The following is a 26,115-nucleotide window of genomic DNA, read 5'->3' on the forward strand; positions in this document are numbered from 1 at the left end:
CGTATAACGACCTACACGGCGGGGCTTGTTTTCCTGCTCCGGCGGAGCATCGAGACACCCGCGGCGAGCGCGAACAGTCCACAAGCGACACCGGCGGCCGCCTGCACCCCCGCCGTGCAGGCGGTTCGCGCTGCCGCGAGCAGCTCGTCCGCCGCCGCCAGCCCCCGTGAAGCCGTTTCCGCCTGTGCCGGACCCGCCGACGCCAGCCGCGCAGCCGCTTCGGGCACGCCGGCCGGCACCACCAGCCGTCCCGCGTAGACCGCCGCCGCCAGGGAACCGAACACCGTGGTGCCCAGCCCGGCGCCCAGCTCGTAGCCGGTCTTCTCGACCGCCGCCGCGCCACCCGCGCGGTCCGCGGGGGCGGCCGAGAGCAACGTGTCGGTGCTCGACGTCAGCGCCAGCGCCATCCCGAACCCCGTGCCCACCAGCGCGCCGCCGAGCCACCACGCGGAGGTCAGCGCCCCGGCGGCCGGGACGAGCAAGGAGACCGCCGTCACCGCGAACCCCGCCGTGCGGACCCGCGCGTTGCCGAACCGGGTGAGCAGCGCGGGTGCCACCACGCTGCCCACCGCCGACGCCCCGAGCACCAGCAGCAGCCGGGCCGCGGCGGCCGTCGGGGACAGGCCGAGCACCACCTGGAGGTACTGGGCCAGCAGCAACCCGAGCCCGACCAGCGTGCTCATCACCAGCAGCACCCCGCCGACCGCGCCCGGCACGCCCGGCCGCCGGAACAACGTCAAGTCCAGCAACGGGACCGCCGCCCGGCGCTGGCGGCGCACGAACAGTCCGATCAGGACAGCGCCCGCCGCCCCGGCCGCGAAGCCGCCCCCCGACGGCCCGGCCGCGAAGGCGAGCCCGAGCACGCCGCCGGCCGCCAGCAGCGCGCTGAGCGCGTCCCACGGCTGCCGCCCCGGCGGGGACCGCGGCAGCCACCGCAGCGCCGCGACCACCGCGAGGAGGATCACCGGCGGGTTGACCAGGAACGTCGCCCGCCAGCCCCACGCCTCGACGAGCACCCCGCCGAGCACCGGCCCGAACACCGAGCCGGTGCCGGCGATGCCGCTGCAGACCGCGATCGCCGCCCGCCGCTGCCGCTGCTCCGGGAACAGTTCCCGCAGCAGCGACATCGTCACCGGCATGATCAGCGCGCCGCCGCAGCCGAGCACGGCCCGCGCGGCGAGCAGCGCCGGAACGTCCGGCGCGACCGCGCACCCGAGCGACGCGAGCCCGAACACCGCGTAGCCGGTGACGAGCACGCGCCGTCGTCCGTACCGGTCGCCGAGCGTGCCGAACGGCAGCAGCAGCGGCGCCGCGGTGAGCGGGTAGATCGCGACGATCCAGACCTGCGCGGCGGCGCCCGGCCGCAGCTGCCGGACGACGTCGGGCAGCGCCACGTGCAGCACGGTCGCGTCCACCGCGACCAGGAACAAGCCGGCCCCGAGCACGGCCAGCAGCGGCCAGGCGCGGGTCACGGCCACAGCAGGCCCGCCAGGTGCCGCGCGACGACGTCGACGTGCGGCGGGTCGATCACGGACAGGTGGTGCGCGGCGACCGGCACGATCTCCAGCCGCGGGCACAGCTCCGCCCACCCGGCCGCGAGGTCCGTGCGCGAGTACCGGGGTTCCATCGCGAGCCCGGCGGCGTACGGCTCGGTCGCCCGGTAGAGCACGACCCGGCCGTCGTAGCGGCGCGGCGTCCCGCGTTCGGCCGCCAGCGTGTCCAAAAAGGACTGACGCTGGTGGCGCAGCACGCCGGGGCTGAGCAACCCGGCTTCGGCGACCCGCCGCATGGTGAGCTCGATCTGGTCTTCTTCGGGCAGTGACGCGAGTTCGTCGTGGCCGAGCCGGACCGCGCGGCCGTAGGTGCCTTCGACGTACCCGGTGAACCGCAGGAACCGCCGCGCCGACGACGCCCGCGGGTCGAGGTCCGGTTCCGGCAGCGGCAGCATGGTGTCGATGAGGGCGACGAGCTCGACGGTTTCGCCCTCGTCGGCGAGCCGCGCGGCGACACCGTAGGCCAAGGCCCCGCCGAACGACCACCCGGCGAGCCGGTAGGGCCCGTGCGGCCGGCGGGCGCGGACGAGCGGGAGCAGCCGTTCGACGCGCTCTTCGATGCTGGTCCCGGGCACGCGTTCGAACCCGGCGCACGGCACGCCGGCAGGCAGCCGGTCCAGCAGCGGGCGGTAGACCGTGCAGGTGCTGCCGCCGGGGTGGAAGAGCAGGAGCGGGGCGGTGCCGGCGTCGCCGGGTTTGAGGAGGCTTTCCTGCCGGGTGTCGAGGATCGCCCGCGCCACTTCGGCGATGGCGGCCAGTGAGTCGTGTTTGAGGAGTTCGGCGGGGTCGACCGGGGTGCCGAGTTCGGTCGCGAGGCCGTCGGCGAGTGCTTGGGCGAGGTGCTCCGGTCGTGCGGTGCCGGTCAGGCGGAGGTGCGTACCGCCGGGATCGGTACCGGTGTGTTCGTGCCAGAGGCGGAGGATGAGCCGGTCGGCGGCGTCCCAGGCCCGGCCGCGGGTCGGGCGGAGGTCGCGGTTGAGGTCGGCGAGGGTGGCGCCGCGCAGGAAGACGGCGGGGTCGGGGTCGGTACCGAGTTCACGCCGGAGCGCTTCGCGGATCCGGTTCGCCATGAGGGAGTCGAGCCCGAGTTCGACGAGGGGGACGTCGGCGTCGAGGCGGCCGGGGGAGATCCCCATGATGGCGGCGACGATCTCGGTGAGCCGGTCGCCGGTGCCGTGGGAGGGCGGTGCCGCTCGGGTCGTCACGGGCCGCTCGGGCGCGGGCGGCGTGGTTTCGCCGGTGTACCAATGCCGTTCGTGGCGCCACGGCATCGGGGGGACGTCGGTCAGCTTCGCGCCGTCGTCGGGGGCGGAGAGCGTGATCCGCGTGCCCGCGCAATACAGCGCCGCCGCGGCCGCGCCGAACGAGCGGACTTCGTCCTGGCCGCGGCGCAGGGTGCCCGTCACCACCGCGTCCGCGATCCCGGCCGCCTCGAGCGTGCGGGCCAGCGATCCGCGCAGGACGGGGTGCGGGGAAACCTCGATGAACACGCGGTGCCCGTCCGCGGCGGCCGCGGTCACGGCCTGCCGGAACCGCACCGGGCGCCGCAGGTGCGCGGCCCAGTAGCCGGCGTCGAAGTCGGGCAGCTCGCGCGGGTCGGGCAGCACCGTGTCGTACCACGGCACCAGCGGCCGCCGCCCGCCCAGCTCGGCGAGCGCGTCGCGCAGCGCGCCCAGCACCGGCTCGACCCCGCGCGAATGCCCGGCGACGTCCACCGGCAGCCGGCGCGCGCTCCGCCCGGCCGCGGTCAGCTCCGCGACCAGCGCGTCCAGCACCGGCGCGTCCCCGGCCACGGTCACCTGCCCGGGCGCGGAATCGACGGCGAGCTCGACACCGGGGTAGCGGTCGACCTCGTCCGGCGTCAGCTCGACGGCGGCCATCGCCCCGCCCGAGCCGACGGTGCCGAGCAGCCGCGCCCGCGTCGCGACCAGGTGGACGGCCTCATCAGCGGTCAGCACCCCGCTCACGACGGCGGCGGCCGCGGACCCGAGCGAGTGCCCCACGACAGCGGCCGGGCGGACCCCGAGCGCCTCCCACCGGGCGGCCAGCGCGAGCTGCGTGCCGAAGATCGCCAGCTGCGTTTCGGTGAGGGAGAAGGGGTCCCGGGCGGTGAGCAGCGCACGCAGCGACCGCCCGGTGTGCTCGGTGAAGGGATCACCGAGCTTGTCGACCTGCGCGGCGAACGCCGGTTCGGCGGCGAGCAGCCCGCGGCCCATCCCGGCCCACTGCGAACCGTGCCCGGAGAAGACGAACACGGGCCCTTCCCCGCCGACGGCCCGCCCGGCGACGGCGCCGGCGGGCAGCGGATCGGCCCCGGCCCCGACTTCCCGGAGGAGCACGGCGAGCTCACCGAGGTCCCCGGCGACAACGGCGGCCCGGTGCGGACCGGCATCGTCCCGCCGGAACAACGTGTGGGTGACATCGGCAAGGTGAGTTCGTTGCCCGGCGGGGGAATCCAGCCACCGCGCGAGCTGGGAGGCCCGCTCGGCAAGCCGGTCCCGGGTACGGGCGGACAGCAGGGCGATCCGAACCCCGGCGCTACCGAGGGCGGCTTGCGGTCCGGCTTGCGGTCCGGCTTGAACGCCGGCGACACCGCCACCGGGAGCGGTTTGCGGTCCGCCACGCCCGAGCTGGAGGGTGGCTTGTGCCGGGGTCCCGGCGCCGTCGGCGGGAGTGGCTTGCGGCCCAGCTTGGACGCCGTCGAGGGCGGCTGGTACCGGGGTCCGGGCCCCGGCGCCGCTGTCGAGGGTGGCTTGCCTCCCGGCCTGGACCCCGCCGCTCTCGCTCGTGCCGGCCAGGCCGCCGGGGACGGCTCGCGATCCGGTCCGGCCGTCCTCACCGAGTGCCGGCTCCGGAACCGTCGCCTCCTCCAGCACCACGTGCGCGTTCGTCCCGCCGAACCCGAACGCCGACACCCCCGCCACCGCGCGCCCACCGCGCCGTGTCCACGGTGTCGCCTCGCTCACCACCCGCAACCCCAGCTCCTCGAACGGGATGTGCGGGTTCGGCGCCGCGAAGTGCAGCTGTGGCGGGACTTCGCCGTGCACCAGCGCCAGCACCACCTTGATCACCCCGGCGATCCCCGCTGCGGCCTCGGCGTGCGCGATGTTCGTCTTCACCGACCCGATCAGCAGCGGTGACCCGGCATCCCGCCCCGCGCCCAAAACCGCACCCAAAGCACGAGCCTCGATCGGGTCACCGAGCAGTGTCCCCGTCCCGTGCGCCTCCACGTAATCCACAGTGGACGGATCCAGTCCGCGATAGGCCTCCCGCAGCATCGCCTGCTGCGCCGCCGGGTTGGGGGCGGCCAGGCCGTGGGACCGGCCGTCCGAATTGACCGCCGACGCGCGGAGCACCGCCAGGACGCGGTCGCCGTCCACTTCGGCGTCCGCCAGGCGCTTGAGGACCACCACGCCGCAGCCTTCGGCGCGGGCGATGCCGTCCGCGGCCGCCGAAAACGTCTTGCAGCGGCCGTCCGCCGCGAGCAGGCCCGCCGCGGAAAACGCCGCCGTCGGGCCGGGCAGCAGCATCAGGTTGACGCCCGCGGCCAGCGCCAGGTCGGCGTCGCCGTCGCGCAGCGCGCGCACCGCGTGGTGCACCGCCACCAGCGAAGACGAGCACGCCGTGTCCACCGCCACGCTCGGGCCGCGCAGGTCGAAGACGTACGACAGCCGGTTGGCCGCGATGCTGCCCGCCGCGCCGGTCGCCGTCCACAGGTCCGGGGTGCCGCCGGTCATCGTGAGGTGGCCGTAGTCGTGCGTCGCGATACCGGTGAACACGCCGGTCCGGCTGCCGCGCAGCGACGACGGCGCGATCCCGGCGTGCTCCAGCGCCGCCCACGTCACCTCCAGGAGCATCCGCTGCTGCGGGTCCATCGTCGCCGCTTCGCGCGGGGTGATGCCGAAGTGCTCGGCATCGAACCCGGCGACGTCGTCGAGGAAGCCGCCCACCACCGGCGCGGCGTCGGCGCTCCACCGCCCGGGTGGCGCGGTCCGGACGGCGTCGCGCCCGGTCCGCAGCAGGTCCCAGTACTCCTCGATGCCGTCCGCGCCGGGGAAGCGGCAGCCGAGGCCGACGACGGCGATCGGGTCGGTCCGGCGGCGGTCCCGGACCGCCGCGGCGGGTTCGGGTTCGGCGCCGGAGGTGAGGCTGCGGGCCAGGTGGTCGATGGTCGGGCTCTCCCACAGCAGCGTCGACGGCAGCCGGGTGCCGAGCAGCTCTTCGAGGTCGGCGGCGATCCCGACGGCCTGGCGGGAGGACAGGCCGTAGTCGCCGAGCGGCCGGTCGGGTTCGGCGGTCAGGCCGGTGTGCTCGGCGACCGCGTCGAGCAGCCAGCGGCGCAGGGTGTCCGGGTTTCTCATCGTGCCAACGCCTTCCCGTAGTCACCGGCGAGGTAGCGGTCACGGCAGGCGGCACGGGCGATCTTCCCGCTGGACGTGCGCGGCACCCGCCCCGCCGGGACGAGCAGCACGTCCCGCAGCGCGAGCCCGTGCGCGTCGGCGACCAGCCGCCGGACCGTCGTGACCAGCGCGCGTTCCGCCGCTTCGGCCAGGTCGGCGTGCGCGCGGTGCTCCGCGACCACGACGACGGCCTCGGTGTCGGCGCCTTCGATCGCGAAGGCCGCGACGCTGCCGGGCCGGATCTCGGGGTCGGCCGACGCGGCAGTCGCTTCGACGTCCTGCGGGTAGTGGTTGCGCCCGTCGACGATGATCAGGTCCTTGATCCGGCCCGCGATGTAGAGCTCGCCGTCGTGCCGGAGACCGAGGTCGCCGGTCCGCAGCCACGGCCCCTCGGGCAGGTCGCCGCGGTCACCGGCCAGGCGCGCGCCGAAGGTTTCCGTGCTCTCCAGGGGTTTCTGCCAGTAGCCCTCGCCGACGTTCGGGCCGTGCACCCAGATCTCACCGACCGACGTGTCGGGGAGCGCGACCGCGGTTTCCGGGTCGACGAGCGCGACGAGCTGCCCGGCCGGGGCACCGCAGGCGACCAGCCGCACGCCGTCGGCCGCGGGGCGCGCGGTGCCGGTCGCGAGGGCGTCGCGGTCGAACGTCGTGACGCGCGGGGCGGCGGCGGGCCCGGTGGTGACGAACACGGTCGCTTCGGCGAGGCCGTACGCCGGGCGCGTCTTGTCCGGGGTGTACCCGGCGGCCGCGAAGGTGGCGTGGAAGCGGTCGAGCACGGCCGGGGTGATCGGCTCGGCGCCGTTGACGATCGCCGTGACGCGGCCGAGCCGCAGCCGGGCGCGTTCGGCGTCGCGGATCCGGCTCGCGCAGTAGTGGAACGCGAAGTTGGGGGCGGCGCTCCACGCGCCGGCGTGGTCGCCGAGCAGTTCCAGCCAGCGGACCGGCCGCTCGATGAACGCCAGCGGGTCCATCAGCACCGACCGCAGGCCCAGCGCCAGCGGCGTGATCAGGCCGAGCACGAGTCCCATGTCGTGGAACAGCGGCAGCCACGAGACGGTGGTCGACGCGCCCGGGTCGAGGCCGAGGCCGCGGACGGCCTGGGTGACGTTCGCGAGGACGTTCGCGTGCGTGAGCACCACGCCGGCCGGCGTGCGGGTCGAGCCCGACGTGTACTGCAGGTAGGCGACGTCGTCCGGGACCGCTTCGGGAGCGGGCCACGACCGCACCGGGCCGGGGCGGTCCACCGCGACGACCGGGACGTCCCCGACGAACTCTTCGACGGCCGGCTGCCTCGGCGTGGTGGTGAGGACGGCCGAGGGCGCGCAGTCGGCGAGCACCGCGGCGAGCCGTCCCGCGTGGCCGGGCAGCCCCGGGTCGAACAGCGGCACCGCGATCGCGCCCGCGGTGATCGCGGCGAGGAACCCGACCACGTAGTCCGGACCCTGCGGGCACAGCACGGCGACCCGGTCGCCGGGCCGGACCGGGAGGGCGCCCGCGACGGCGTCGACGCGTTCGCCCAGCCGGCGCCAGGTGAGGGTGCGCCGCCGCCCGTCGCGGTCGGTGGCGAAGTCGGCGAAGGTCAGGGCGGGGGAGTCGGGGGTGGTCGCCGCCCAGTGCCGCAGGCACGCGGTCAGGGTGCCGCCGCCCACCGCCGGGAAGTTCACGTCGGACATGGGTTCTCCTTGGCTAGCGGCCCAGCCGCGCGGCCGCGTGCTGCCACGCGGCGACGGCCAGGGTGTCGAGGTCGAGGTCGGTCGTGCCGGCGTCGCGGAGCACGACCAGCACGTCGTCGGCGGCGACGGCGACGGTGCGCAGGCGCAGTCCCGGCAGCTCGGCCGGCTGGCCGGGCAGCGTCAGGAACTGCTGGTAGGAAAGGGTTTTCGCGCCGGGTACGGCGGGTGCGGTCCCGGTCGTGAGCGTCGAGACGGTGGGGAGGTCCTGGTCGTCCACGGTCACGCTCGCGCACTGGCGGAGTTTCGCGGTCCACGCGGCGAGATCGGGCGGGTCCGGGGTGCGCGCGACCAGTTCGCTCACCTGCCCACCCGGGACCGCCGTCTGGAAGCCCTGGCCGGTGGCCGGGCCCCGGAGCAGCCTGCCGTGCACGACGTCCGTGCACCCGCCGTCGTCCTTGGCGTCCAGAGTGGACAGTGCGGTGGCGACGTCGAACCCGGCACGCGGTGCGGGGGGAGCGGGGATCGCTTCGGCCGGCAGCAGCGCGGCCGGCGGAACCGGGGACGGGCTGGGTGTCGCGCCTTCGGCGGGTCCGGAAATGGTGGACGCCGCCGCGGCGGCGACCGCGAGCGCGGTGATTCGAAACGGGGGGAAACGATTCCGGGCAGCCATGGTGGACCCTTTCGGGAGCATTCTCGGGGTTTTTGGGTCCCGGCGCTGGGACGCGTGACGGGGACGGCGGCGAGGGCGGCCTAACCCGGCGATACGGGCGAGGCTAGGGCAAGAAATCGGTTACCGGAAGGGCCTCAAGATCCCGTAAACGCTGCTCGTGTACACGGCGTGACCTGCTGGATCGCAGGTTACCGGCGAGTTTTTGGCACGTCCGTCCGACTTTGGTGACCGAGCGTGCTCGTCGGCTCACCCGTATGGGGGAGTTTGTTTGCCTGCAATTCACATTGTCCGGTCGTGTGGCGGACGAGACAATTGCGTTTTCCGGCCTGATGACTTTAGCTTGGGCGCATCGTCGGGACCTTCGGAAAGGAAAGCGTATGCGCATGTCTTCGAGGTGGCTCGCCGCGCTGGCGGCCGTGGCGTGCGTGCTGCCCGGCACCCCTGCCGCGGCGGCGGACGGGCCACGCGCCGACGACGGCTCGCACGTCGTCGCCGAGACCACTGTGGACGGTGACGCGCGGGTACTCGACCTCACCGTGCGCTCCACCGGGGTCGGGGCCTACGCGATGGTCCGGCTGATCCTGCCACGCGACTGGGCGGAGCACCCGGACCGGACGTGGCCGGCGGTGTACCTGCTCGCCGGGGAGACCCGGTTGCAGGACTACCGCGGCTGGAGCGCCAACACCGACGTCCGGCGGCTGGCCGACGACGCCGGCGTCCTGGTCGTGATGCCGGGGGCCGGGCCGGCGGGGTTCTTCAGCGACTGGTGGAACTACGGCAAGGACATCGCGCTGAACCAGTGGGAGACCTTCACCGCCGTCGAGCTCCCGCAGCTGATCGACCGCGGTTACCGCGGCGACGGCCGGCGTGCGGCCGCCGGGCTGTCCCTCGGTGGCTACGGCGCGATCGAACTCGCCGCGCGGCGGCCCGGCGTGTTCCGCTACGCCGCCTCCTACAGCGGGAACCTCAACCCGGCCGGCCCGACCGGTGAGCTGCTCACGGACGCGATCGTCGCTTCCGCCCGCCTGGACCCGGAGGCCCTCTGGGGCGACCGTCGCCGCGAACCGGCGCGCTGGGAAGCGCACGACCCGCTGGTGAACGCCGAACGCCTGCGCGGCACCGAGCTGTACCTTTCCGCGGGCAACGGCCTGCCCGGACCGCTGGACGCCCAGCTCCCGATCGACGTCCTGCCCGGCGCGATGCTCCTGGAATTCCTGTGCGGCGGCCAGACCACGGCGATGGCCGGGCGGCTGCGCGCCCTCGGCGTCCCGGTCACGACCGACCTCTACGGGCCCGGCACGCACCAGTGGGCGTACTGGCAGGAGCAGCTGCACAAGACGTGGCCGCGGATGCTGCAGGTGCTGGCGGCGGCGTCGTGACGCGGGTGTCCTATGTGGTCACGGGCGCGTCGGGCGGCATCGGCCGCGCGTGCGTGGCGGAGCTGGTCCGGCGCGGCGCCCACGTGTGGGCGAGCGTGCGCACGGACGGCGACGAGGCGGACCTCACCCGCGCGTACGGCGACGCGGTCACGGTGCTGCGGATGGACCTGCGCGACCCGGCATCGATCACGGCGTGCGGCGAGCGCGTCGCGGCCGGCGGACCGGTGCGAGGGCTGGTGAACAACGCCGGCCTCGCGCGGCCCGGCCCGCTCGAGTACGTGCCGCTGGAGGCGTTCCGGGAGCAGCTGGACGTGAACGTCACCGGCCAGCTCGCGGTCACCCGCGCGATGCTCCCGGCCCTGCGTATCGCGGAGACGGCGCGGGTCGTGACGCTCGGTTCGATCGGGGGCCGGATCGCGGGCCCGATGGTGGGGCCGTACCACACGTCGAAGTTCGCGCTGGTCGGCTTGACGGACAGCCTGCGCGCGGAGCTGGCCCCGGAGGGCATCGAGGTGGTCCTGATCGAGCCGGGCGCGGTGGCGACCCCGATCTGGCCCCGAGCCCGCGCGGCGGCCGAGCAGGTGCGCGCGACTCTTCCGGCGGCGGGCCTCGAGCGGTACGCGGCACAGCTGGAGGCGGCGGAGCGGAGTGCGGCCCGTTCGGCGCGGACGGGAGTCCCGCCCCGCCGGGCGGCGGAGGTGGTGGTCCGCGCGTTGACGGCCCGCCGCCCGGCACCGCGGTACCTGGTGGGCACGGACGCCCGGGTGGCGGCGGTTCTGGCGAACCTGCCGTTCCGCTTGCGTTATCGCTTGACGGCGGCCAAGCGATGACCCGCGGCGGCGGGGTGGTGGCGTGGGACTGGTCGCTGGGCTGTGGCGGGCAGGCGATGTGCGCGTGTGGTGGCGGGTTGGTGGCGTTGGGTTGGTGGCCGGACTGGAGTGGCCAGGCGATGAGCGCGTGCGGCGGCGGGGCGGTGGTGCTGGGCTGGCGGCCGGGCTGTTGTAGCCAGGTGACGACCCGCGGCGGCGGGGCGGTGGCGTGGGACCGGTCGCCGGGCCGCGGCGGCCAAGCGATGAATGCGTGCGGTGGCGGGGCGGTGGCGCTGGGCTGGTGGCCGGGCTGTGGTGGCCAGGCGACGACTCGCAGCGGCGGGGCGGTAGTGCGGGACCGGTGGCCTGGCTGCGGCGGCCAAGCGACGACCCGCGGCGGCGGGGCAGTGGCGCCGGACTGGCGGCCGGGCTGTGGCGGCCGGATGGTGAGGCAGGGCGTGCCGTGGCCAACTGCGGCGGGGTGCCGCGACTCACCACCCCGGTCCGCGGTGGTCGGGGACCGCATCGTCGGAGTCGGCCGTTGAGCCGCCTGGTCGTGATCGTCGCGCCCGGCTCGCGTGGGGATGTCCAGCCGTGTGTTGCGCTCGGTCAGGGGCTCGCCGCCGCGGGGGACCGGGTCCGGGTGCTCGCCGCGCCGGGATTTCGGGGGCTGATCGAAGCACGCGGGCTTGCCTTCGCCCCGCTCTCCGCCGATCCGGGTGAAGTCCTCGGCTCGGCCGCCGGTCGGGCCTGGACCGCCGGGCGCCCGCACAAGTTCGTGAGCGGGCTGCGGAAAGTGCTCCGGCCGATCCTGACCCGGCTGCTCGCCGACACCCACACCGGCGCCGCCGGTGCGGACCTGATCCTCGCGCCCACCCTCGGCTTCCTCGGTACGCACCTGGCCGCCCACCTCGGCGTCCCGAACGCCGAACTGCACTACCAGCCCAGCGTGCCGACCCGGGCCTTCGCGCACCCGCTGCTCCCCGCGGCCGGACGCCTCGGACCCTGGGGCCGTCAGCTGAGCTTCCCCGCGGTCGACGCTCTGGCCTGGCAGCTCCTGCGTCCCGAAATCGACCACTGGCGCCGGGAAACTCTCGGCCTGCCCGCGGCTGGAGCGCGGGGGCCGCGGCGGCGGGCCCCGGTGCTGTGCGGGTTCTCCGGCGCCGTCGTGCCGCGGCCGCCGGACTGGCCCGCGCACGTCCACGTCACCGGGTACTGGTTCCTCGACGCCGGTCCGTGGCGCCCCGGCCCGCGGCTGCGCGACTTCCTCGCCGCCGGCCCGCCGCCGGTGTACGTCGGGTTCGGGAGCATGCGCCCGGCCGAAGCCGAACAGACCTTCGAGACCGTCCGGACGTCCTTGCGCCGTGCGGGGTTGCGCGGCCTCCTCGCCACCGAAGGCGACTTCGACGACGACGATCTGCTGACCGTCGCCGACGTCCCGCACGGGTGGCTGTTCCCGCGCACCGCGGCCGTCGTCCACCACGGCGGCGCCGGCACCACCGCCGCGGCGCTGAGGGCCGGGGTGCCGTCGCTCGTGTGCCCGGTCTTCTCCGACCAGCCCTACTGGGGTGACCGCGTCTCGCGGCTCAGCGCGGGGCCGAAACCGTTGCCGCTCAAGGCACTCGATGTCGAAGTGCTGACCGCCCGGCTGCGGGAGCTCACCGGAAACCCGCTCTTCCGCCGCGGCGCGCAGTACGTCGGCGCCCGGCTCCGCGCCGAGGACGGGGTCGCCCACGCCGTTTCGGTGCTGCGGGGCGCTTAGCGAGAGGGGTCCTCCCGGTCCCTGTCCCACCAGGGTCTCCCGGCCGTCCGGGACGCCTGTGAACCTGGGTGAGCCGGCTCACGGCTTCCACGGCAGGAGGAACGGAAAACCCATGGCGGACCACCAGTTCACCACCCACTCAGGCCTTTTCGACCTGAGCGAGAAGTACGCACTCGTCACCGGCGGCACCAAGGGCATCGGGATGATGATCGCGCGCGGCCTCCTGCAGGCCGGCGCCCGCGTCGTCATCAGCTCGCGCAACGCGGACACGTGCGCGGAGGCACAGCGCCGGCTGTCCGGATTCGGCGACGTCCGAGCGATCCCCGCCGACCTGTCCGAGCACGGCGAGTGCCGGCGCCTCGCCGATCTCGTCCAGGCCGGCTCGGACCGCCTGGACATCCTCGTCAACAACGCGGGAGCGATGTGGCGCGAGCCGCTGGCGACGTTCCCGGACGAGGCGTGGGACACGGTGCTCGACCTCAACCTCAAGTCGCCGTTCTGGCTGGTGCAGGCGCTGCTCCCCGCACTTCGCCGGGCGGGCACGGCCGATGATCCCGCGCGGGTCATCAACATCGGCAGCATCGCCGCCATCCACGTCGCCGAGTCGCCCAACTACTCCTACGCCGCCAGCAAGGCAGCACTCCACCAGCTCACCAGGGTGCTGGCCAGGGAACTGGGCCCCCAGCACGTCACGGTGAACGCGGTGGCCCCGGGACCGTTCCCGTCGCACATGATGGCGGCCACGCTCGACGCCGTCGGCGACACGATCACGGCGAAGGCCCCGCTGCGCCGGCTCGGCCGCGACGACGACATGGCGGGAATCGCGGTGTTCCTCGCCAGCCGGGCCGGGTCCTACCTGACGGGCACCGTCATCCCGAGCGACGGCGGCATCGCCACGACCGCGACCGGTACCTAGCCGTCGCGGGGTACCCGCAGTACCTCCCTCCGCCCGCGGACAGCGCCTAGGGTGGGGGAGTGGCCAAGATCGATCTGCGCACCGAGATCAAGGAGTTCCTGAGCTCGCGGCGCGCGCGGATCGCGCCCGAACGGGCCGGACTGCCCGCCTACGGCGGCAACCGCCGGGTCAAAGGCCTGCGTCGCGAAGAGGTGGCTCTCCTGGCGGGGGTGTCGGTCGACTACTACGTGCGGCTGGAGCGCGGCGGCCTCGCCGGCGCCTCCGACGGGGTCCTCGACGCGCTGGCCGCCGCCCTGCACCTCGACGAGGCCGAGCGCGATCACCTGTTCCACCTCGCGCGGCAGTCCGGGGCGCCCGGCGGTCCGCGCCGCCGGCGACCCGCCGCGACCGTGCGTCCGGCGCTTCAGCGGGTGCTCGACGCCATCACCGAGGCGCCCGCGTGGATTTGCAACGGCCGTTACGACGTGCTGGCCGTGAATGACCTGGCCCGCGCGCTGTATTCACCGGTGCTGGCCGGCCCGCGACGGCCGGCGAACACCGCGCGGTTCGTGTACCTGGATCCCGAAGCGGCGAGAACGTTCTTCGTCGACTACGACCGGATCGCCCGCGATGTGGCCGCGAAGCTGCGCATGGAAGCCGGCCGCGATCCGCACGACGAGGAGCTGCTCGCCCTGGTCGAGGAACTCTCGGCACGCAGTGAACCGTTCCGGCGGGGGTGGGCGGCTCAGGACGTCCGGCTCCACCGGTCCGGCCGCAAGCGCATCCACCACCCGGTGGTGGGCCGGCTCGACCTGGACGTCGAGTCGATGGAGCTGCCCGCCGAACCCGGCCTGCTCATGAACGTCTACACCGCGCCGGCCGGCACGGCGACCGCGGACGGCCTGGTCCTGCTGGCGTCGTGGGCGGCCGGCCGGGAGAGGTCCGCGACCGAGGTGCAGGCACCCGGCTGACGCCCGGATCAGGTCGTGCGCGGCCGCACCGGGACCGCGCGCTCGACCGCCGACACCAGCGCCCGCAGCGCGGCCACCTCCGCGGCGAGTGCCTTGCGGCCCGCCGGGCTGATCGTGATCCACGTGCGGGGCCGCTTGCCCTCGTACCCCTTCTCGACGTCGATCAGCCCGGCCTCCTCGAGGATCGTGACGTGCCGGGACAGGTTCCCGGCCGTCATGTCCAGCGTCCGGCGCAGGTACCCGAAGTCCACCTTCCCGGCCTCGGCGGCGATGGTGAGGATGCCGAGGCGGTGCCGCTGGTGGACCGTTTCGTCCAGGCCGGCCGCGGGGTGCTCGCTCATGCGCGCGGCCGCCGCTCGTGCCAGGCCGCGAAGGCGCCGCCCGCGAGCAGCACCAGCCCCGGGGGCAGCGTGTTCGTGAACGCCATCGTCGCTTCCCCTTCGTAGCGCGCGAAAAGGCCGAGGTGGAAGAAGACGTGCTGCACGTTGTAGAGGTTCACCAGCAGCGCTGACGCCGCGAAGAGCCCGCTGACGACGCCGAGCACCCGGCTGCGCTCCAGCCACGCCAGCCCCAGCAGGCCGAGCGCGATCGTGAGGAGCGGCGCGTACGGCCGGGCGGGCGCGAGCGCGAGGTCGAGCATCGCCAGCACGACGAAGCCGCAGACCATCGTGGCGGCCGTGGCCGCACCGCGCGCGCCCCGGCCGTCGAGCCGCGTCCGCAGCCCCAGGACCCCGGCGCCGGCCAGCAGGGCGACGGCCGCCACCGGGACGGTGAACGACGGCTGCGCGTACGGCGACCGCGCGACGCGGTAGGCGAAGGACTCCACCACCGGCAGCCCGAGCGAGACGCCGAGGACGCCGACCAGCCCGATCGCGAGGTAGCCGCGGATCGGCGTCCGCACCCCGCTGCGGTGGCCGCGGTAGAGGTACCAGGCGGCCGTGGCGAGGAACCCGCCGACGACCACGGCCAGCCAGTACAGCTGCAACGGCGTCCCGAACCAGACCCCCGCGAGCCCGAACCGCGGCGGCCCGCCCTCGGCCCACAGCGGCGCCAGCAGCACGAGCACGCCGAACAGCAGCAGCGGCGGGACGTAGGCGTGCCGGTCCGCCCGGGTCCGTGCGCGCAGTCGCGTCATCTCGTCGAGCAGCGCGGCCGGCGGCAGATCGGTCATGTGTGCTCCCCGGATTCGTAACTGGTTTATTGGGCAAACCAGATCTGCGGATGAACCTAGCGCACGGAGGGGGTGACGCGGAAGCGCGGTCGTGGGCCGGGCGGCGAACCGGCCGCGGCGCAGGAAGGAGCGGATGGCCCGGTACGTCCAGTGTCCTGAGTCTTGATCTCGTGGTCAGTGTCTAAAGTGCCGTGATGCCGACCCACGACTACGTGCGGCACGGCACCACCAGCCTGTTCGCCGCCCTGAACCCGGCCACCGGGTCGGTGATCGCCCAGCACGACCGACGGCACCGGCATCAGGAGTTCCAAATTCCTCACGACCATCGACGCCAACACACAAGACCCCGGCGATCAAGAACTGGCTGCTGCAGCACCCGCGTTTCCCCGTGCGCTTCACCCCGACCAGCGCCTCCTGGCTCAACCTGGTCGAACGCTGGTTCGCCGAGCTGACCAACCGCAAGCTCCGCCGATCCGCCCACCGCAGCGTCACCGAACTCGAAGCCGACGTCGAGGCCTGGAACGACGACCCCAAGCCCTTCGTCTGGACCAAGACCGCCGACCAGATCCTCGACACTCTCGCCGCACACTGCCAACGAATTGACGACTCAGGACACTAGGCCGTGAACGCCAGCACCAAGCCGGTGCCGGCGATCGCCGCGCACGCCGCGATCGTCGTCCGGCGGTAGTGGAGGATCAGCGCCGCGAACTCGCGCAGCAGCGCGCTCGGCAGGAAGTACCGCGCGGTCGGCGACCCGGTCGCGTGGAACGGCAGGTGCAGCCGGCGGCACTCCACCGCGGCCCGGAACACGTGGTAGCTGCTCGTCACCGCGACCACCCGGTGGGCGTCGCGCGGCAGCAGCTCCGCCGAGAAGCGCAGGTTCTCCTCGGTCGTGGTGGCCCGGTCCTCGCGGCGGATCCGCTCGGCCGGGATCCCGCGCTCCCGCAGGTAGGCGTGCATCGCTTCGGCCTCGGTGACCGTCTCGCCGGGACCGCACCCGCCCGAAACCACCAGCAGTGGCGGCTCCGGTTCCCGCGCGGCGAGCCGGAGCGCGCGATCGAGGCGCCCGGCCAGCAGCGGCGGCACCCGATTCCCGGCCAGGCCGCAGCCGAGCACGATGATCGCGTCGATGCCGCCCCGCCGTCCGATCCGGCTGTACACCGCGGAATACACCAGCAGCGACAGGAACAGGAACCCGAAGTAGCAGGCGAGCACGGCCGCGATGCCCACCAGCGCCGAGCCCCACCGCCCCAGCGGGACGAAGAACAGCGCTTCCAGCGCGAGGAGGCCGACACCGAGGCCGAGCGACAGGAGGTTCCCGGTGCTGCGCCCTTCCCGCCGCCACATCTGGATGCCGTTGACGACCAGCGCGACCGGCAGCACCAGCGCGCCGAGCACCACCGCGGCGCCGGCCACCGCCACCAGCACCGGGGTTTCCCGCAGCAGCCACAGCGCGGTCAGCAGCAGCGCCACGCCGAGCCAGACGGCGTTGCCGAGCCGCCGCGGCTCGCGCGCCAGCCGCACCGCGAACACGAGGAGCGCCACCGCGGCCGCGACCGGCAGCACCCCGCCGGCGACGTTCACTCGGGCCTCCTTGGCTATTCCCCCGCGCGGAGGTCCAACCTAGCCCGTGCGCCGCCGCCGGCTCCGGGGAGGGCTAAGCCTTGCGCTGCATGCTCGAGCGCGCCGGGTTGCCCTGGTCGGCGGCCTTCGGGTCCTTCTCGTCCTGCTTGGCGCGCACACCGGACTCGATTCGGTCGCCGAGGTCCTTGTCGACGTTGCGCCAGTAGTCGAAGGCGCGCGTCAGCACCGGCTCGCCCACGCCGTTGAGCAGGTGTCCGACGATGTTGTCGACCAGCCGCGCGCGCTGCTCGTCGTCGAGGACTTCGCGGACCATCGTGCCGGCCTGGCCGAAGTCGTCGTCGTCCTCGCGCAGCGCGTAGGCGGTGCGGACCATGTCGCCGTCGGTGTGCCAGCCCGCCGGGGTGCCGTAGCGGGCGACGTCGGCGTGCGGGCCGCCCTTGGAGTTCGGCGCGTACACCGGGTCGGACACCTTCGTGTACCGCATCGCGCCGTCCTTGCTGTAACTGTGGACGGGCGCGACGGGCGCGTTGACCGGCAGCTGCCGGTAGTTCGCGCCGATCCGGTAGCGGTGCGCGTCCGGGTAGGAGAACAGGCGGCCGAGCAGCATCTTGTCCGGGCTGGCGCCGATGCCGGGCACCAGGTTGCTCGGCTCGAACGCGGCCTGCTCGATCTCGGTGTGGTGGTCGGTCGGGTTGCGGTCGAGCGTCATCCGGCCGACATCGATCAGCGGGTAGTCGCCGTGCGGCCACACCTTCGTGAGGTCGAACGGGTTGAACCGGTAGGTCTTGGCGTCGTCGAACGGCATGACCTGCACCTTCAGCGTCCAGCTCGGGTGGTCGCCGCGCTCGATCGCCTCGTACAGGTCGCGCGTGTGGTAGTCGGTGTCGGCCGAGGCCATCTGGTCGGCTTCGTCCTGGGTGAAGCACTCCACGCCCTGGTCGGTCTTGAAGTGGTACTTCACCCAGAAGCGTTCACCGGCGGCGTTGACCCACATGTAGGTGTGGGAGCTGTAGCCGTTCATGTGCCGCCAGGTCCGCGGGATGCCGCGGTCGCCCATCAGCCACGTCACCTGGTGCGCCGACTCCGGCGACAGCGTCCAGAAGTCCCACTGCATGTCGTGGTCGCGCAGGTTGTTGTCCGCGCGGCGCTTCTGCGAGCGGATGAAGTGCTGGAACTTCAAGGGGTCCCGGATGAAGAAGACCGGGGTGTTGTTCCCGACCATGTCGTAGTTGCCTTCGCTGGTGTAGAACTTCACCGCGAAGCCGCGCGGATCGCGCCAGGTGTCGGGGCTGCCCCGCTCCCCGGCGACGGTGGAGAAGCGGATCAGCAGGTCGGTCGTCGTTCCCGGCTGGAACACCGCCGCCTTGGTGTACGCGCTGACGTCGCCGGTCACCTCGAACCGCCCGAACGCGCCGCTGCCCTTCGCGTGCGGCTGGCGCTCCGGGACGCGTTCGCGGTTGAACTGCGCCATCTGCTCGATGAGGTAGCTGTCCTGCAGCAGGATCGGGCCGTCCGGGCCGACCGTGAGCGAGTGTTCGTCGCTCTCGACCGGGATCCCGGCGTCGGTGGTGGTCGGTTCGGGAGGGGACTGCGTCATCGCGGTGTCTCTTTCCGCGGAGTGGCGCGGCAGCCGGGGCAGACGCCCCAGAACACCACTTCCGCTTCGTCGATCAAGAAGTCGTGCGCGTCGTCCGGGGCCAGGCACGGTGCTTCGCCGACCACGCAGTCGACGTCTTCCGTCCGCCCGCACGAGCGGCACACGACGTGGTGGTGGTTGTCCCCGGCCCGCCGTTCGAAGCGGGCGGGGTGTCCGGGCAGCTCGATCCGCCGGATCAGGCCGGCTTCCGTGCACGCGCCCAGGACGTCGTAGACGCCTTGGGTGGAAACCGAACCCAGCACCGAGCGGACCCCGGTGCCGATTTCGTCCACTGTGGAGTGAGGATGACCGGCCAGCCACGCGAGCACCGCCCGTCGCGGCTGGGTGACCCGCAGACCGGCGGCCCGCAGCGCGGTGGTCACATCGCTCATGGACCCCACCGTGCGCGCTTCTTCGGAATGAGTCAAGTCCACGGATGGACTGTTTGGCGCGCGGGAAAACGGGTAAAAGCCGGGAGTTCTGGCATCGTGGGGTGATGAGCGAGCGACCGGCTTTCGTGCTGCACGAGCACTGGCGGCCGCGGCACCACTTCGACCTCCGCCTGGAGGAAGACGGCGTGCTGCGGTCGTGGGCGGTGCCTCGGGGACTGCCACCGGACACCCGCGGCAACCGGCTCGCGGTCGCCGTCCCCGATCACGCGCTCGACCACCTCGGGTACGAGGACGAGACGAAGAAGGTCGCCGACACGGGGTGGTGGGAGGAGCACGACCGGACGGAGAAGCGGATCTTGTTCACGTTGCACGGGCGGACGTCGTCGGTGCGGTACGCGCTGATCCGGACCGAGCGCGACTGGCTGCTGCACCGGACGCGGAAGCAGCCGGAGGCGTAGCGAACGACCGCCTTCGTGCGACTCGTCCGCGTGCTGGCTTCACTCCTGCCGGGGCTGCGCGAGGTGCGCACCCCGATCGCCAGCGGGTTCGCGTGGCTGCTCGCGGTCGCGGACCCCTTCCCGGAAAGCCGCCCTCCGCAGCGCGCCTTCGCGGCGCTGTGGGACCTGGGCGCCTACGTGGGCAAGGGTGGCCTGCTGGTCGTGGTGTCGTTCGCGGCCTACCTGGTCGAGGGCGTTTCTGGAAGTCGATCCGCTGCACTTGTGGGAGCACGGCGGGCTCTTCCGGCAGGGCGTCCGCTGCGCGATCCGGTCGCGGGAAATCATCGTTCAGGCCGTCGTCGCGGAGGTCGTCACGTCCCGGTTCCCCGGCAGCCTCGGCCAGCCGGACAACGGCGAACCCACACCCGCCTGAACTGGGCGCATCGCGCGGTGGGCCCACTGCCCGAGCACCGCCAGCAACGCGATCTCCAGCACCATCATCAGCCGTTCCACCAGGCCCGTCGCCACCGTCGGCAGGTGGCCGCCCAATACGACGTTCACCGCGAACGGGACGATGAACGGCAGGTAGAACGGGATGGCCGCCAGCGCCAGCCGCCGCGACCAGGCCGCGAACCGGCGCCAGCGCGGGTCGTCGCGGTGCCGGCGGCCCAGTGCCCAGCCGACCACCGGCAGGCTCAGGCACGTCACCGCCGACGCGTACAGGTGGATCTTGCCCGTCGCCGTGATCGCGCCGCCCTGCGGATCCTTCGCGAACACCGCCACCGCCAGCAGACTCACGCACCACAGCGCCTTCGCCGCCACCAGGGCCGGGTTCGCCAGCAGGCCGCGGCGGTACAGCGCGACCAGCAGCAACGCCGAGCCCGTGCTGGTCAGCAGCAGCGCGCCGTCCCACAGCCAGCGGCCCGGGCTCAGCGCGTAGTCGCTGAGCATCGTGCTCACCGGGTCGAGCGGCGCCACCCGCCGGTCGAGGTGCAGCACGGCCAGGAGCACCACGGCCCCGGCGAAGGCGGCCAGGGCTCCGGGGACGAGCAGCCGGGCGCGCAGGGACGGACGGACGGGTGAAGGGCACAGCATGCGTGGAAACACTCCGGGACGGCTCGGCTGGTTCAGGCGAAGTCGCGGACGCTACCCGTGACCATTCCGTGATCCAAGCGCGACACACCCGAGATGTGACCCAGGCCACCCAGGCGGAGCTTTCGTAGGGAAAGTGACGTCTTCAGAGGTCGCCGTCGCCGGGGATCTCCGCCGAGTCCGTCAGCCGGAGCTTGCGCCGGGCGCGCTGGTAGAACGTCGTCATGCCGAGCCGGACCACCCGCGCCGCGCTCGGGCGGGCGCTCAGGTCGAGGCGATCGCCGGGGGAGACGTAGCCCTCGACCTGGCCGTCGACCTCCACCGCGAGCCGCCCGCTGGTCGGCAGCAGCTCCAGCGTCACCTCGTCGTGCACCGAGAGGACGATGCCCCGGCTGTACGCCGAGTGCGGCGCCGCGGGCGTGACCAGCAGCGCTTCGACCGACGGGCTGGTGATCGGGCCGCCGGCGGAGAAGCTGTACGCCGTCGAGCCGGTCGGGGTCGCCACGACCACCGCGTCCGCCGAGTAGCTCACGAACTGCTGCCCGCCGACGCGGACCGCGACCACCGCGCTGCCGTCGCCGGGCACGCGCACCACCGCGATGTCGTTGAACGCCGTGATCCGCCGCCCGGCGAGCACCGCGTCCACGGCCAGCCGCGGCTCGACCGTGAACTGGTGGTCGTCGATCGCCGAGAGCGCGCCCGGCAGGTCCGGGACGTCGACCTCGGCCAGGAAGCCGAGCTTGCCGAGGTTCACCCCGAGCACCGGCGCGCGCTGCCCGTCGGCCAGCCGCATGGCGCGCAGCATCGTGCCGTCGCCGCCCAGGCTGACCACGAGGTCGGCGCGCCGCCCGAGCTCTTCGGGCGTCACGCCGATCGCGGCGCAGTCCAGCCGGACGATCTCGTCCTCGATGCCGAGGATTTCGATCCCCCGGTTGCCCGCCCAGCCGAGCACGGCTTCGACGGCGGCCGCCGAGTCGCGGCGGGGGTGCAGCACCAGTCCCGCGGAGTGCATGTCAGCGGCCCCGGGCGGGGGCGGTTCCGAGCGTCATGCGCCCAGTCTGCCCGCTCCCGCCCGCCGTCGCGAGAACCGCAGCGCGCCGTCGTCGATCCGCCCGTGCCGGAGCTTGACGACGTCGTGCGCGTAGCTCATGCCCAGCTGCCACGACGCCCGCGAACCCGCCTTCGGGAATTCGTCGATCGACCGCAGCACGTACCCGGCGTCGAAGTCCAGCAGCGGCCGCTCGGTGACCGCCGGGTCGTCGTTGACCGGCACGGCCTGGTCGTGCCCGGTGCGGTCGAGGTGGCGCAGCAGCCGGACGAAGTACTCGCCGACCAGATCGGCCTTGAGCGTCCAGGACGCGTTCGTGTACCCGATCGTGAAGATGAAGTTCGGCACCCCGCTGAGCATCATGCCCTTGTAGGCCATGGTTTCCGGCAGCTTCACCGGGTCGCCGTCGACGACCAGGTCGATCCCGCCGAAGGCCAGCAGCTTCAGCCCGGTGGCGGTGACCACGACGTCCGCTTCGAGCTCGTCGCCCGATTCCAGCCGGATGCCGCGCTCGGTGAAGGAGGCGATCCGGTCGGTGGCGATCGAGGCGTCGCCGCGCTTGATCGAGCGGAACAGGTCGCCGTCCGGCACCAGGCAGAGCCGCTGGTCCCAGGGCTGGTAGCGCGGCTTGAAGTGGGTGTCGACGGCGTACCCGGGCGGCAGCTGCTTCATCGCGGCCTTGCGGATCATCGCCTTGACCACGCCGGGGCGGCGCCGGCTGAGCTGGTAGATCAGCGTGCTGACGGCGACGTTCTTCCAGCGCGCGATCGGGTACGCCAGCTTCGGCCCGAGCAGCCCGCGCAACCGGTTCGCCAGCGCGTCCTCCGACGGCAGCGAAAGGATGTAGGTGGGGGAGCGCTGCAGCATCGTCACGTGCCCGGCGCGCTCGGCCATCGCCGGGACGAGCGTCACGGCGGTCGCGCCACTGCCGATGACGACGACCTTCTTGCCGGTGTAGTCGAGGTCCTCGGGCCACTGCTGCGGGTGCACGACCGTGCCGCCGAAGTTCTCGAGGCCCGGGAACTCCGGCGTGTGGCCGCCCGCGTAGTCGTAGTAGCCGCTGCACAGGTAAAGGAACTTCGCGGTGAACTCGACGGGTTTCCCGTCGTGCACCGCCTCGACCGTCCACAACGCGTCCTCCGTGGACCATTCGGCGCGGACCACCTTGTGCCCGAACCGGATGTGCCGGTCGATCCCGGCGTCGGCCGCGGTGTCGCGGACGTAGCGCAGGATCGACGGGCCGTCCGCGATGGCCTTCGCGTCGGTCCACGGCCGGAACCGGTAGCCGAGGGTCTGCATGTCCGAATCGGACCGGACGCCCGGGTAGCGGAACAGGTCCCAGGTGCCGCCGATGGCGTCGCGGGCCTCCAGGATCGCGTACGTCTTGCGCGGGAACGCCGTCCGCAGGTGGTGGGCCGCGCCGACACCGGACAGCCCGGCGCCGACGATCAGGACTTCGACGTGCTCGGTCATCGGACGGCCTCCTTCCGCCGCGGGCGCCTCATCACACGCGAAAGCACGGCGTTGTAGTGGGTGGGGGTGATGCGGGCCAGCGCGTCGAACAGGTAGGCGTCCGGGCCGACCAGGATGCGGGCCTTCCCGCGGTCGACGCCGGCGTGGATGATCGCGGCCGCCTTGTCCGGCGAGGTCATGGTCATGGCCTCGAACTGCGCGGCCATCTCCTCGCGGCTGCGGCCGAGCCCGGCCGGATCGCGGCGCACGCGGGCGTTGCGCGCGATGTTCGTCGTGATGCCGCCGGGGTGCACGGTGATCGCGCGGACCGCGGAGCCGTGCAGTTCCTGCCGCAGCGATTCGGTGAAACCGCGGACCGCGAACTTCGCCGCGCAGTACGCGCTCTGGTTCGGCATCCCGAGCAGGCCGAACACGCTGGAGGTGTTCACGATCGCGCCTTCGCCCTGCTCGACGAGGATCGGCAGGAACGCGCGCGTGCCGTGCACGACGCCGTGGAAGTTGATGTCGTGCAGCCAGTCGTCGTCTTCGGCCACCGCGTCCAGCACGCTCGAGGTGACCGCGACCCCGGCGTTGTTGAACACCGCGGCCAGCGGCGCCGGGAGCCAGTCCCGCACTTCGGCGGCGAAGCGGAGCTGGTCTTCGGCGTCGCGGACGTCGAGTACCCGGGTGAGCACCCGGCCGTGCAGGGCGGCGGCGGTCGCCTTCAGGCCGTCCGCGTCGACGTCGGCCAGCGCGACCGGCGAGCCGAGCCGGGAGAGCCGGGTGGCCAGCGCGCGGCCGATGCCGGAGGCCGCGCCGGTGATGACCACCGGCCTGCCGACAAGGCTGTGTCGTTTGCGTGCCGATCCGGCGGCAGTCACGGCGGAAACCGTTGCCTCGTGCGGATCGGCTGCGGACCGTTTCCGTCTGCTTTCGGTCGGATCGGCACTACGGGGCCGTGACATCGCTGCTCCTCGCGTGCTTGTCGATGAGGTCGAGGATCGTGGGCCACGCGCCTTCGGGCAGGTCGTGGCCCATGCCGGCGATGGTTTCGCGGCGGGCGCCGCGGATGGCGCGGGCGGTCGCGCCGCCGCCGGTCGGGTGGACCATCCGGTCGCGGTCACCGTGGATCACCAGCGTGGGCGCGGTGATCTTGCGCAGCAGCGGGGTCCGGTTGCCGGACTTCATGATCGCGGCGAGCTGACGGCCGACGCCGCCGGCCGTCGGGTCGCGGTCCCAGCCCGTCCCGGCTGTCTCGCGCACCCAGGCTTCGTCGAACGGGAAGCCGTGCGACCCGATGTGCCGGAACATCCGGACCGCGCTTTCGACGGCCTCTTCGCGTGACTTCGGCGGCTTCGCGCCCATCATCCGCAACGTCGAGAGCGCGGGACGGCCGAGCAGGCGCGACCCGGTGGTCGACATGATCGACGTCAGGGTGCGGATCCGGTCCGGGTACCGCGCGGCGACGGTCTGGGAGATCATGCCGCCCATCGAAACGCCCGCGATGTGCGCGGTTTCGAGGTCCAGGGCGTCGAACAGGCCGAGGGTGTCGGCGGCCATGTCGAGCAGGTCGTACTGCTGCTCGGGAAACCGCCCGGCGAGCATGCCGGCGAGGCTCGGCGGCCGGAAGCGCGGGTGCGTCGAGCGCCCGGCGTCGCGGTTGTCGAAGCGGACGACTTCGAAGCCGCGCTCGGCGAGCTGCTTGCAGAAGGCGTCCGGCCAGCTGTGCAGCTGCTGGCCGAGGCCGGCGACGAGCACCAGGGGCTCGGCGCCGGTGTCCCCGATCCGTTCGTACACCAGGGAAATGCCCCGGCCGACGTCGGCGGTCTGTTCGGTCACGAATCTCCTCCGGTGCTCCGGCGGCGCACGATGGCGCGGCCGCCCTTGGCGGGGGCGTAGGCCACGCCCCGCGAGTGCCAGCGTTCGCCGGGCTCGGTCGTCGGCACGAGGGTGAAGTCCCGCAGCAACGTCCGCACCACGACGGTCATCTCCATGGTGGCGAAGGCGGCGCCGAGGCAGCGGCGGGTGCCTCCGCCGAACGGGATCCACTGGTAGCGATCCGGGCGTGCGCCTTCGAAGCGGTGCGGGTCGAAGGTGGCCGCGTGCGGGAAGACGGCGTCGTCGTCGTGGACCAGCGCGATGCTGACCAGCACGTTGTAGCCCTTCGGCAGCGTCCAGCGGCCGAGCCGGAAGCCGTCCTGCTTGACCTGGCGGGCGGTGAGGTCGATGACCGGACGGCTGCGCTGGACCTCGAGGATGGTCGCGTCGAGGAGCTTCCCGTCGTCCGCCTCGACTCCGGCTTCGAGTTCGGCCAGCAGCGCGGGGTGGCGGCGAAGGCGTTCGACGGCCCAGGCCAGCGTGGTCGCCGTGGTTTCGTGCCCGGCGGTGAGCAGGGTGAGGAGCTGGTCGGCGATGTCCTCGCGGGTGAGCCCGGAGCCGTCGTCGTAGCGGGTCTGCAGCATCATCGCGAGGACGTCGTCGCCGTCCGGGCGGGCCTTGGCGATCAGCCGGTCGACGATCGCGTCGTACTCGCGGCGCATCCGTTCGAAGCGGCGCCACGGGTTGAAGCGGCCCTTCTTCGGGATCGGCAGGACGGCCAGGCGCGACCCGAGCGTGACGAACGGCGGAAGCAGCTCACGCAGCTGCGCGAACTCGGCCCCCTCGGCGCCGAACACCGCGCGGAGGATGGCGTTGAGCGTGATCCGCATCATCGACGGCAGCGTGGCGAAGGCCTTCCCCTCCGGCCAGCTCGCCAGCTCGCGGACGGTTTCTTCCTCGACGATCCGCTCGTAGGCGGCGAGGCGGCGGCCGTGGAAGGGCGGCACGAGGAGCTTGCGCTGCCGCTTGTGTTCGTCGCCGGAGAGGGCGAACAGCGACCGCGGCCCGAGCACGCGGCCGAGGTTGACTTCGAGGTTGTCGACGAGGTCGGGGCCGGCGGTGAAGAGCTGTTTGATCTCGGCGGGATTGGCGAGCACGACGGCGTTGCCGAAGATCGGCACGTCGACGGTGAAGGCGTCGCCGTAGCGCTCTTTGAGCCGCCGCATGCCCCGCAACGGTTGGGTGAGCGCGTAGGCGCCCTGGACGGCGCGGGGCACGGCCGGCCCCGGCGGCAGCGTCGCGAGGCGTGTCATGGTCGTCATCGACCCTCCCGGAAAGGTGGTACGCGACCGTACCGTCGGTACGGTACGCCG

Annotated in this window: 21 protein-coding genes and 1 pseudogene; 7 read left to right on the forward strand and 15 right to left on the reverse strand. The window is 73.3% G+C overall.

The genetic code is table 11. The annotated features are described in order from the left end of the window. Nucleotides 1-11 precede the first annotated feature (11 nt). From ACLJQM_RS20445 to ACLJQM_RS20460, 4 genes are read right to left on the reverse strand one after another with little or no spacing between them, the layout of a single operon-like run. The gene (locus tag ACLJQM_RS20445; protein WP_410632384.1) at nucleotides 12-1,478 is read right to left on the reverse strand and encodes an MFS transporter; all 1,467 of its coding nucleotides are present in this window, start codon (nucleotides 1,476-1,478) and stop codon (nucleotides 12-14) included. Then, on the reverse strand, nucleotides 1,469-5,914 hold the full coding sequence (locus ACLJQM_RS20450) for a type I polyketide synthase (RefSeq protein WP_410632385.1): 4,446 nt from the start codon (nucleotides 5,912-5,914) through the stop codon (nucleotides 1,469-1,471). The genes ACLJQM_RS20445 and ACLJQM_RS20450 overlap by 10 nt, the downstream gene beginning before the upstream one ends. After that, nucleotides 5,911-7,626, reverse strand: coding sequence for a fatty acyl-AMP ligase (locus tag ACLJQM_RS20455; RefSeq protein ID WP_410632386.1), 1,716 nt, complete (start codon nucleotides 7,624-7,626; stop codon nucleotides 5,911-5,913). Before ACLJQM_RS20455 ends, ACLJQM_RS20450 begins: the two co-directional genes overlap by 4 nt. Nucleotides 7,627-7,639: 13 nt before the next feature. Then, on the reverse strand, nucleotides 7,640-8,296 hold the full coding sequence (locus ACLJQM_RS20460; protein ID WP_410632387.1) for a hypothetical protein: 657 nt from the start codon (nucleotides 8,294-8,296) through the stop codon (nucleotides 7,640-7,642). Between the two features lie 377 nt (nucleotides 8,297-8,673). Here ACLJQM_RS20460 and ACLJQM_RS20465 point away from each other — a divergent pair, with 377 nt between their 5' ends. The 5 genes from ACLJQM_RS20465 to ACLJQM_RS20485 all read left to right on the forward strand — a co-directional run bounded on the left by ACLJQM_RS20465 (nucleotide 8,674) and on the right by ACLJQM_RS20485 (nucleotide 14,112). Beyond that, nucleotides 8,674-9,675, forward strand: coding sequence for an alpha/beta hydrolase (locus tag ACLJQM_RS20465; RefSeq protein ID WP_360769135.1), 1,002 nt, complete (start codon nucleotides 8,674-8,676; stop codon nucleotides 9,673-9,675). Then, nucleotides 9,672-10,505 carry an SDR family NAD(P)-dependent oxidoreductase gene (locus ACLJQM_RS20470; RefSeq protein WP_410632388.1) on the forward strand — a complete coding sequence of 278 codons (834 nt, stop codon included), beginning with the start codon at nucleotides 9,672-9,674 and terminating at the stop codon, nucleotides 10,503-10,505. The genes ACLJQM_RS20465 and ACLJQM_RS20470 overlap by 4 nt, the downstream gene beginning before the upstream one ends. Before the next feature lie 520 nt (nucleotides 10,506-11,025). Further along, entirely contained in the window at nucleotides 11,026-12,246 is a 1,221-nt protein-coding gene (locus tag ACLJQM_RS20475) for a glycosyltransferase (protein WP_410632389.1), read from the forward strand. A 112-nt stretch (nucleotides 12,247-12,358) separates the two neighbouring features. After that, nucleotides 12,359-13,162: an SDR family oxidoreductase gene (locus tag ACLJQM_RS20480; RefSeq protein ID WP_410632390.1), complete on the forward strand. Its 804-nt coding sequence runs from the start codon at nucleotides 12,359-12,361 to the stop codon at nucleotides 13,160-13,162. A gap of 59 nt (nucleotides 13,163-13,221) precedes the next feature. Continuing rightward, complete coding sequence (locus ACLJQM_RS20485) at nucleotides 13,222-14,112, forward strand: helix-turn-helix domain-containing protein (RefSeq protein WP_410632391.1); 891 nt, start codon at nucleotides 13,222-13,224, stop codon at nucleotides 14,110-14,112. Nucleotides 14,113-14,120: 8 nt separating this feature from the next. On the opposite strand, the gene ACLJQM_RS20490 is transcribed toward ACLJQM_RS20485, so the two are convergent. After that, the gene (locus ACLJQM_RS20490; protein WP_410632392.1) at nucleotides 14,121-14,453 is read right to left on the reverse strand and encodes a transcriptional regulator; all 333 of its coding nucleotides are present in this window, start codon (nucleotides 14,451-14,453) and stop codon (nucleotides 14,121-14,123) included. Continuing rightward, nucleotides 14,450-15,283: a hypothetical protein gene (locus ACLJQM_RS20495; protein WP_410632393.1), complete on the reverse strand. Its 834-nt coding sequence runs from the start codon at nucleotides 15,281-15,283 to the stop codon at nucleotides 14,450-14,452. Before ACLJQM_RS20495 ends, ACLJQM_RS20490 begins: the two co-directional genes overlap by 4 nt. A gap of 200 nt (nucleotides 15,284-15,483) precedes the next feature. On the opposite strand from ACLJQM_RS20495, the pseudogene ACLJQM_RS20500 reads away from it, so the two are divergent. Continuing rightward, nucleotides 15,484-15,902 (forward strand): annotated as a pseudogene (locus tag ACLJQM_RS20500) (IS630 family transposase); the annotation flags it as partial. Here ACLJQM_RS20500 and ACLJQM_RS20505 read toward each other — a convergent pair. From ACLJQM_RS20505 to ACLJQM_RS20515, 3 genes are all read right to left on the reverse strand, one after another. Beyond that, nucleotides 15,899-16,867, reverse strand: a complete 969-nt coding sequence (locus ACLJQM_RS20505; protein ID WP_410632394.1) for a YdcF family protein — start codon at nucleotides 16,865-16,867, stop codon at nucleotides 15,899-15,901. The pseudogene ACLJQM_RS20500 and the gene ACLJQM_RS20505 overlap by 4 nt on opposite strands. 73 nt (nucleotides 16,868-16,940) lie before the next feature. Continuing rightward, nucleotides 16,941-18,464 carry a catalase gene (locus ACLJQM_RS20510; protein ID WP_360769114.1) on the reverse strand — a complete coding sequence of 508 codons (1,524 nt, stop codon included), beginning with the start codon at nucleotides 18,462-18,464 and terminating at the stop codon, nucleotides 16,941-16,943. Further along, nucleotides 18,461-18,895 carry a Fur family transcriptional regulator gene (locus ACLJQM_RS20515; protein ID WP_410632395.1) on the reverse strand — a complete coding sequence of 145 codons (435 nt, stop codon included), beginning with the start codon at nucleotides 18,893-18,895 and terminating at the stop codon, nucleotides 18,461-18,463. Before ACLJQM_RS20515 ends, ACLJQM_RS20510 begins: the two co-directional genes overlap by 4 nt. A gap of 104 nt (nucleotides 18,896-18,999) precedes the next feature. On the opposite strand from ACLJQM_RS20515, the gene ACLJQM_RS20520 reads away from it, so the two are divergent. After that, the gene (locus tag ACLJQM_RS20520; protein WP_410632396.1) at nucleotides 19,000-19,353 is read left to right on the forward strand and encodes a DNA polymerase ligase N-terminal domain-containing protein; all 354 of its coding nucleotides are present in this window, start codon (nucleotides 19,000-19,002) and stop codon (nucleotides 19,351-19,353) included. A gap of 327 nt (nucleotides 19,354-19,680) precedes the next feature. On the opposite strand, the gene ACLJQM_RS20525 is transcribed toward ACLJQM_RS20520, so the two are convergent. The 6 genes from ACLJQM_RS20525 to ACLJQM_RS20550 all read right to left on the reverse strand — a co-directional run bounded on the left by ACLJQM_RS20525 (nucleotide 19,681) and on the right by ACLJQM_RS20550 (nucleotide 26,064). Then, the gene (locus tag ACLJQM_RS20525) at nucleotides 19,681-20,427 is read right to left on the reverse strand and encodes a DUF998 domain-containing protein (protein ID WP_410632397.1); all 747 of its coding nucleotides are present in this window, start codon (nucleotides 20,425-20,427) and stop codon (nucleotides 19,681-19,683) included. Between the two features lie 142 nt (nucleotides 20,428-20,569). Beyond that, nucleotides 20,570-21,436, reverse strand: coding sequence for an NAD(+)/NADH kinase (locus ACLJQM_RS20530; protein ID WP_410632398.1), 867 nt, complete (start codon nucleotides 21,434-21,436; stop codon nucleotides 20,570-20,572). 33 nt (nucleotides 21,437-21,469) lie between these two features. Beyond that, the gene (locus ACLJQM_RS20535; RefSeq protein WP_410632399.1) at nucleotides 21,470-22,945 is read right to left on the reverse strand and encodes a flavin-containing monooxygenase; all 1,476 of its coding nucleotides are present in this window, start codon (nucleotides 22,943-22,945) and stop codon (nucleotides 21,470-21,472) included. Beyond that, a complete protein-coding gene (locus ACLJQM_RS20540; RefSeq protein ID WP_410632401.1) occupies nucleotides 22,942-23,805 on the reverse strand; it encodes an SDR family NAD(P)-dependent oxidoreductase in 864 nt (287 codons plus the stop codon). The genes ACLJQM_RS20535 and ACLJQM_RS20540 overlap by 4 nt, the downstream gene beginning before the upstream one ends. Nucleotides 23,806-23,872: 67 nt before the next feature. Further along, nucleotides 23,873-24,763, reverse strand: a complete 891-nt coding sequence (locus ACLJQM_RS20545) for an alpha/beta fold hydrolase (RefSeq protein WP_410632402.1) — start codon at nucleotides 24,761-24,763, stop codon at nucleotides 23,873-23,875. Next, nucleotides 24,760-26,064 (reverse strand): cytochrome P450, encoded by a 1,305-nt coding sequence (locus ACLJQM_RS20550; RefSeq protein WP_410632403.1) that lies wholly within the window; start codon nucleotides 26,062-26,064, stop codon nucleotides 24,760-24,762. Before ACLJQM_RS20550 ends, ACLJQM_RS20545 begins: the two co-directional genes overlap by 4 nt. Nucleotides 26,065-26,115 lie beyond the last annotated feature (51 nt).

It is taken from the genome of Amycolatopsis sp. cmx-4-83, from assembly GCF_046548815.1.
Classification (GTDB): Bacteria; Actinomycetota; Actinomycetes; order Mycobacteriales; family Pseudonocardiaceae; genus Amycolatopsis; species Amycolatopsis pretoriensis_A.